Here is a 7,202-nt window from a genome sequence, read left to right as displayed (position 1 = left end):
TATGCGGGCTGAAGCGCCCAGAAAGCCGGACATATTAGCCTTCCCGTACATGCCGTAAGGGGGCCGTCGGACATGTCCGGCATTTTCCCCAACTATATACTTTAATATACTAACTGATATTATATTATAATTCAAATAAAATAGGAAACAGTATCAAAGAACAATCATTTTAATAGAGCTTTCTGGTTCCCCATTTAGCTCGGTAATATGCATGTACAAGTTCTAATTTACCGTTTTTGACCCGATAATGAGAGCGTACAAGCACGAATCTATTGTTACTTTTTTCGCAATAAATCCAACTGAAATAATTACCCATTTTATAAATTGTTATTGTCTCTATTATTAGAGAAATTCAATCGTGGTAACTTCAGCGGGGATTTATATACACCAACTGTTTCCTATTTATTTGCAAATATACTAAGTTTATAATCAAACAAAAACAGCTCAACACTGAATTAACAATGTTGAGCTGTTTTTGCGTTATATTGAACTCTAAATTATTTGCCAATCAATGAGAATCTAAATAATGGCATGCTTACTATAACAGTCTGTAATTCAATACTACCATCAAATGCAAATGTTCTGTTACCATTATTGATTTCTGCTACTGATACTGTCTTTGATGATGAATTGCTTTTTAGCTTTCCATGAAATCCAGTAATAGTTTCGTGATCGCAGTAATCAAGGATTCCATTGGTTGCTTTACCTGTATATGTAATATCATTGTATTCAAACTTAAAGTTGCCTGTCAAGAAACCTTTGTATATCTGAAAATTATATGTTTGGTTCAATTTGGTATTTGCTGTATTGAATGTTGACTTTGTATTAAGTTTACGTTGATAACTAAAGCTACCATGCAAAATGCCGTTACGATAATGATATGTAATTGTTTCAGTGCCATTTGGAAAAGCCGCTTTACTTTTCCCCCTTTGGGCAAATAGGATTTACCACCCTTGGCCGCGATATGATTGCCCCTTTAAAGTCCTGGTGATGGGGGTCAATTTAATTTTACCCTTTTAAGTTTTTCAGTTTTTCTTAGCCCTAACTTACGCATGCTTTCACCGTATAATTCTATGGTATGAGCTGTGTGAATGATGCGGTCAAGGATGGCATCTGCTATTGTCGGGTCACCTACCATATCATACCAATTGAACGATGAATACTGCGAAGTTATGATGATGGATTTTCGTTCATGCCTGTCTTCAATGATTTCTAGCAGTATAGGACGTTCTTTGACATCAAGAGGTACAAGGAACAAGTCATCAAGAATGAGCAACTGACAGCGCTCGATCTTCTTGAGTTCTGTTTCAAGTGTGCCTTTGACTTTGGCCACTTTCAGTGCGCCAGGCAGTTTTGGAGCATTGGCATAGAAAGTTCGGAATCCTCTTTTACATGCCTCGTGGCCAAGGGCGCAAGCCAGATAGCTTTTCCCCGTGCCTGAAGAACCGGTGATAAAAAGGTTCTGTCTTTTATGCACAAAATCAAGGGTGGCGAGTCGTTCCATCTGATTGCGCTCCAATCCCCGGTTTGTGGCATAGTCAATCTGTTCAATATAGGCCTTGTAGCGGAATGCCGCATTCTTGGTCAGCCGTGCAATGGTAGCCTAGGCGCGATAATCCCATTCGCGTGCAAGAAGCATGGAAAGGAAAGTATCTGCGGTCATGGACTGCGGAGTGGTGCCGGCGAGACTTTCCTTGAAGGCTTCTGCCATTCCGTGTAATTTCATGCGGTTCATCAAATCCAATGATATGGTATTCTGATCTTGTTGTCCCGTAACGGGAGCTGTCTTATTATTTGTTTCCATAATCTAAACCTTATTGTTCTTGTTTGTCTTTTCTGTAATATTCACGTCCGCGTATGTTTTTGTGGGACAGTGGAGCCGGGGAAGTCGCTGGAGGCTGCACCTTCCCGTCTTCATCGGGAAGGAAATCCGCATCCTCTCCCAATTCAAGCACCTCGCGCAAGGCTTGGTACCCGTATTGCAACTTCTGGTCTGCGCACGCGCAGGCCGCAACCAGACGGTCACGGCCATATTTCTTCTCCAGTGCCAGTATGCCTCTGCAGGATCTGAATGCCTTTGGAGGATATTGCATGACATGTTCCACTTCCCGAAGATAATTCAATACGATATTGTCTATTTCCGAAGCACACCGGAACAGTTCCTCCAAATCCTTGTCATAAGGGCCATAGTGCCCCGGAAGGTTGTGTTCTTTCTTCCATGAATAAGTATAGGGGATGTCACAGCGATCGTGTGTGGCAACCAGGTTCATACCACAGTAGATTTCCACCGTATCGGCATCATAGAGAATTGTCACACGCCTTCCTACATATTCCTTTGGAACACTGTAATGGTGTCTGAACAACGAGACGTAAGAATTTCTGCCCACGGTCATGAGCTTTCTCTCTTTCATCACGTAACGATTCCGGGGAAGCGGGCGAAGATAGTCTTTCTCGCTGTGCAGGAACATTTCCTTATGGGACATCTCCCGACCGGCCATTGCCTTTTCATTGAAATCGAGCAGGGAAATATGGATGGCGGTATTGAGTTCGTCCAGACTGGCGAACGTCATCCCCTCTATGTCCAGGTAAACGGAACGATAGAGAAGTTTCACGGCATTTTCCACCAGGGCCTTGTCCTTGGGATGGCATGGCGGGATAGACCGCACAGCCGTAATGTTCGGCAAAAGCGGCGAAATCATCATTGATGACAGGTTCGTTACGGTCGCTTCGTGTAACTGCCGCTTTCAGGTTGTCGGGGACAATGGCCGCTGGAACGCCTTCAAAATAGTGCATGGCATTTTCACAGCCCTTTATCAGGTCTTCCTTGTGCTGGGACCATACGGCCTCGCAGTAGGTATAATGACTAAACGGCAGGATGGCGACAAACACCTCGGCTTTCTTCGTCTCGCCTGTCATCTCATCAACGACTTCACGCCTGTCACCGGCAAAATCAATATACATCTGGTCTGCGGCATAGTGTTCGACATGACCGACAACCTTGATGTGAAACTTATACTGGCGGACTGCCCGTTTGAAAGAAGGCAGCTGATAATCTTCAGGATATTCAGCATGGTACTCCTTAAACAATTTTCTGACACTCGTTCCTTTTTGTGTCAGGCGGGACACATATCCGGGGAGCAAGGCCTTCAGCTCAATCTGTCTGGAAGAGGAGTCCCGATGCCGGGATTCCGTACAGCTGAACATTTCATGCAACTGCTCATTGGAGAGGGAAAGAAACTGCTCAATACTTTTTCCGCTTGAAAGAAACAGGCGGACATACTTGCGGACTGTGTTACGGGAAGTATGAAACGTGGATGCCGTTTCCTTGATTCCCATCCCGGCTGCATAACATCTTAAAATGCTTTTGATTCTTTTATTCATTTGTATAGCTTTTATTATTACCCCGTTACACCAGGACTAGGGTACTCAAATCTACACAAAAAAAACGCTAACAATACTTACTATTAAATGGTTAATATTATTGGAGCCAAAAGGGGCAATCATATCGCGACCAAAGGGGGCAAAGTAAAGTGGCTTTTCCAGCAAGTTTTTCATTGCACTATTTATCTGTTCATTGTCAAAGCTGTCTCAGTAGATTTGCGTAACACGTTCAGAACTATGTCCCATGATTTCACGGATTACAGCCGTTGAAACTCCTGTTTTCTTCATTACGGTAGCTTAGCTGTGCCTTGCAACGTATGTTGTGAGTGTGATAGGCAGATTTAGTTCTTCTCCGATTTCTTTCAATCTTTTGTTTACTTTGGTGATAACCTTGTGTATTCTGTTGGCTTTCTGTATTTCCGTTTCGTGGAAGCCGGAGAGGATAGGAAACAGATACGGACTTTCTTGGCAGTGGTACTTCTTTATAAGTTCAAGTGCTTGTTGGCAAAGTGGTATTTTTATCAGCTTGCCTGTTTTATGCCGCTTGTAAATTAGTCTGCCCTCTATGATGTTTGCTTGCGTGAGGTGGGCTATGTCTATGAAGTTGATGCCACCGCAATAATAGGTAAAGGCGAAAATGTCTATTGGGAAACGCATATAATTGTTGGTGGACTTATAAGTTAAAATCCGTTCTATGTCCTCTTTGGAAAGAGAGCGTTTCACCCTTTCTTCCTGTAAGTGCGACACTTTGTATTTCTTGAAAGGATAGCTTTCAGCTTTTACCAGATTCTGCTCGATAGCCAAATTATAAATGGCTCGTAATGTCCTGAATCGTATTCCTATGGTATTCTCTGCAAGTTCTTGTTTGCGAAGCCACGTTTCGTATTTTCTTAAAAATGATGTATCTATGTCAGTGAAATAAATGTCAAGGTGCTTGTTGAACATTAAAAGGGAGTTATAAACCTGCTTGACTGAAAGCATATAGCCACGTCTGCCCTCGTCTTGCAAGCGTTTTATCTGCTCACAGAACAGGTCATTTACCGTTCTTGGTTTAACTCGCTGGCTGTTTTCTTCAAGTAAAGTGCTTGCTGTAAAGTCTTTACGTTCAGATTTCAGTTTAACTATTTCTTCTGAAAGTTCGCTTGCTTTATCCGCAATGATTCTGCTAAGATATTCATAATTAGGGCTGTTAGGCTTTAAAGTGTTCTTTTCAAAGTTCCAAAACTTGGGATTGACGGAAACGCCTAAACTTTTGTACTTCTTCTTTCCGTCCTTGCAGACACGAATCATTAGAGGATGTTCCCCGTTGGAGAGAGTTTTTGACTTGTAACACACGATGTTAGCTGTAATATTCATACGGTTTACTTGGTTTAACTCTCGGTTTAACCGCAAGCATCCATGAGTTACATTTGAGGGGTTTTGAGCCAGTCAAAGACCATAAAAAAAGAGAGCTGCATCTCTGTAACTCTCTGATTTTCAAGTGGTGCCACCAGGAATCGAACCGGGGACACAAGGATTTTCAGTCCTTTGCTCTACCAACTGAGCTATGGCACCGACTTACTCTTGTTCTGCGAGTGCAAAGGTAAGATAAAAAGGTGGGTGGGCAAAATATTCTAAGAAAAAACTACAAATATTTTTTTGTTTCAGAAAAAAACTCTATCTTTGCACTCGCAAAACGGAAAGTAGCGCAGTTGGTAGCGCACTACGTTCGGGACGTAGGGGTCGGGCGTTCGAATCGCCTCTTTCCGACAGAAAGACTTAATTCGTACAGAATTAAGTCTTTTTTGTTGACTTTCTAAAATCTGAAATTGACTCCTCCCATAAAAGTGGCTTTGGGCATCGGATAGCCGGATATGATTTCGTAACGTTGTGCTAATAGGTTTTCTCCACGAAGCCAAAGGGCAAGATTGCGAGTGGCTTGGAACGTTCCGCGAATATTCCACAAAACAAAATTTTCTGAAGTCTCATTGCCCTTCCCATTTACCTTCACGTTCGTATAAAGACCTTGTATATATTGTACACCGGAGGACAATAGCCATTTCTTTTTTGAAAAGGACATACCGGCATATAACTTGTTTTCCGGTGCCGTTATGACAGGATGTTCCATGTGCAGATAACTGTAGTTGGCATCGGCCGACCATGTTTTTGATATACGGTATGCCATTTGCATTTCAAATCCGGCATTCTTGATTTTGCCCGTATTTACGTTCATCATGCGGTGGTCAATGGAAGCTGTGGTAATCATGTTTTTACCGTTGATGTAGAAAAGATTGAAGCCATAGGACAGGCGATTGTCAAACAACCGTTGGTTGAATGCAAGTTCATAGTTCCACATGCTTTCTGCTTTCAAATCCGGATTGGCTGTTCCCCACATGAACATTTCGCGGATGAGCGGATAACGGAAACCTTTGCTGGCTGTAAGTTTGATTTCAGCGTTTCTCGGAATTTGAAAGGCTAGGCCGGTTTGCGGAATCCATTCGGTTCCCGCCTGACTATGGTGGTCTATGCGGAGACCGGCATTCCACGTCATCCACGAGCCGATTCTCTGGCGAAAGTCTATATAACCGGCGATTTCATTCTGTTGCTTGTCTACGATGTCCTTACGTTCTCCTTTTTGTGGACCTTCTACGAACTTATTCCATGCTTCTCCGCCAAAGTGGTACCAGTCTATTCCGGCGGTCAGCAGGTTGCCTCGGAAAAGCTGTGCATTTTGATACCACGATACCCCCATCATATTGTCACGGGAGTGGAAACGGTAAGGCAATGGACTTTCTCCTTTGCTCGGGGCATAGCCGTCATTGATTTTATGACGTCCCCAGTTGTAGAAGAAACTCAATCTCCCGGAAGTCTTTTTGTAATGGTTCTCCAAAGCGAAAGACGTCATTCCCCGCGTGATGTTTTGGTCGGCATCCAGTAACGGTTGGCTGACCTCACCCGGTTGTGAAGCATTAAAGTGGGTGATGTTCACGTCCGCTTCGGCTTTCCACTTTGAGGACAGCTCATATCCGAGTTTGGCATACCCGCCATATTGCTCGAAACCCATGTCTGTGCGGTGCCCGTCGGTACGATTGTACGAACCGCTGACGATGCTGGTGAATCGTCCTTTACGGATACGGTTGGTGGCTTCCGTTTGGAGCGTGTTGTATGAACCGTAACCGACGTGGGCATGGGTGCTTATGCCTTCTGTCTGCATTTTCCTGGTGATGATATTGATAACTCCTCCCATCGCATTCGAACCGTATAAAACAGAAGCCGGGCCACGCAGTACCTCCACCTTCTCGGCCATTAAGGCCTGATAGGCATCGGCTATGGGATGACCCATAAGCCCCATGTACTGAGGATGTCCGTCTATCAAGACCATCAGCCTGCCGGAACTTCCGCTGATGCCTCTCAAATTTATTTCTCCAGCAGCTCCGCCTGATACACCGTATCCCATGATTCCGCGTGAGGATACGAAAAGCCCCGGGACTTGTTCCGTCAGTATCGGAAGCAGCGAGGGCGTGTTGGCCTGTTCTATTTGTTTGCGGTCTATGACGGAAACCGTTGCAGAGAGTTGTGCGGCATCAGTCTCGTTGCGCGTGCCTGTCACTACGACTTCGTCCAAAGAGCGGTTCTTTGGGGCGTTGCCCGTTTCTATTTGTGCAGCCGCGAATGGGGAATATAGCATTCCTCCGGCCAACAGGGATATGGCGAATGGTCTTTTCATGACTTTTTAATTTTTAGATGAGGCAAAGTTAACCGAACCTGTTGAATAATGTGTTACCTCGGTTACGGATAGGACAACCATTTTTACTTGTGGGGTATGGTTTTGTTGTTTTATT

At 44.1% G+C, this 7,202-nt stretch carries 2 protein-coding genes, 2 tRNA genes and 2 pseudogenes; 1 reads left to right on the top strand and 5 read right to left on the bottom strand.

Annotated elements, in window-relative coordinates; all coding sequences use genetic code 11:
- Positions 1 to 997: 997 nt before the first annotated feature.
- From istB to HMPREF9441_RS00455, 4 genes and pseudogenes are all read right to left on the bottom strand, one after another.
- Positions 998 to 1,804, bottom strand: a pseudogene (istB, locus tag HMPREF9441_RS00470) (IS21-like element helper ATPase IstB).
- Between the two features lie 10 nt (positions 1,805 to 1,814).
- A pseudogene (gene istA, locus HMPREF9441_RS18525) lies at positions 1,815 to 3,381 on the bottom strand (IS21 family transposase).
- A gap of 297 nt (positions 3,382 to 3,678) precedes the next feature.
- A complete protein-coding gene (locus tag HMPREF9441_RS00460) occupies positions 3,679 to 4,737 on the bottom strand; it encodes a site-specific integrase (protein WP_008616662.1) in 1,059 nt (352 codons plus the stop codon).
- Between the two features lie 125 nt (positions 4,738 to 4,862).
- Positions 4,863 to 4,935: transfer RNA gene (locus tag HMPREF9441_RS00455), tRNA-Phe, on the bottom strand.
- A 122-nt stretch (positions 4,936 to 5,057) separates the two neighbouring features.
- On the opposite strand from HMPREF9441_RS00455, the gene HMPREF9441_RS00450 reads away from it, so the two are divergent.
- Positions 5,058 to 5,130, top strand: a tRNA-Pro gene (locus HMPREF9441_RS00450).
- Positions 5,131 to 5,176: 46 nt separating this feature from the next.
- Here HMPREF9441_RS00450 and HMPREF9441_RS00445 read toward each other — a convergent pair.
- Positions 5,177 to 7,087, bottom strand: a complete 1,911-nt coding sequence (locus HMPREF9441_RS00445; protein ID WP_008616661.1) for a TonB-dependent receptor — start codon at positions 7,085 to 7,087, stop codon at positions 5,177 to 5,179.
- Positions 7,088 to 7,202 lie beyond the last annotated feature (115 nt).

This window comes from Paraprevotella clara YIT 11840 (assembly GCF_000233955.1).
GTDB classification, from domain to species: Bacteria; Bacteroidota; Bacteroidia; order Bacteroidales; family Bacteroidaceae; genus Paraprevotella; species Paraprevotella clara.
Note: the sequence above shows the minus strand (reverse complement) of the source record. Positions and strands in the feature narration are given on the sequence as shown.

Excerpts from the sequence above, each read along its gene's own strand:
- HMPREF9441_RS00460 (WP_008616662.1), bottom strand. The coding sequence starts at position 4,737 with ATGAATATTACAGCTAACATCGTGTGTTACAAGTCAAAAACTCTCTCC.
- HMPREF9441_RS00445 (WP_008616661.1), bottom strand. The coding sequence starts at position 7,087 with ATGAAAAGACCATTCGCCATATCCCTGTTGGCCGGAGGAATGCTATAT.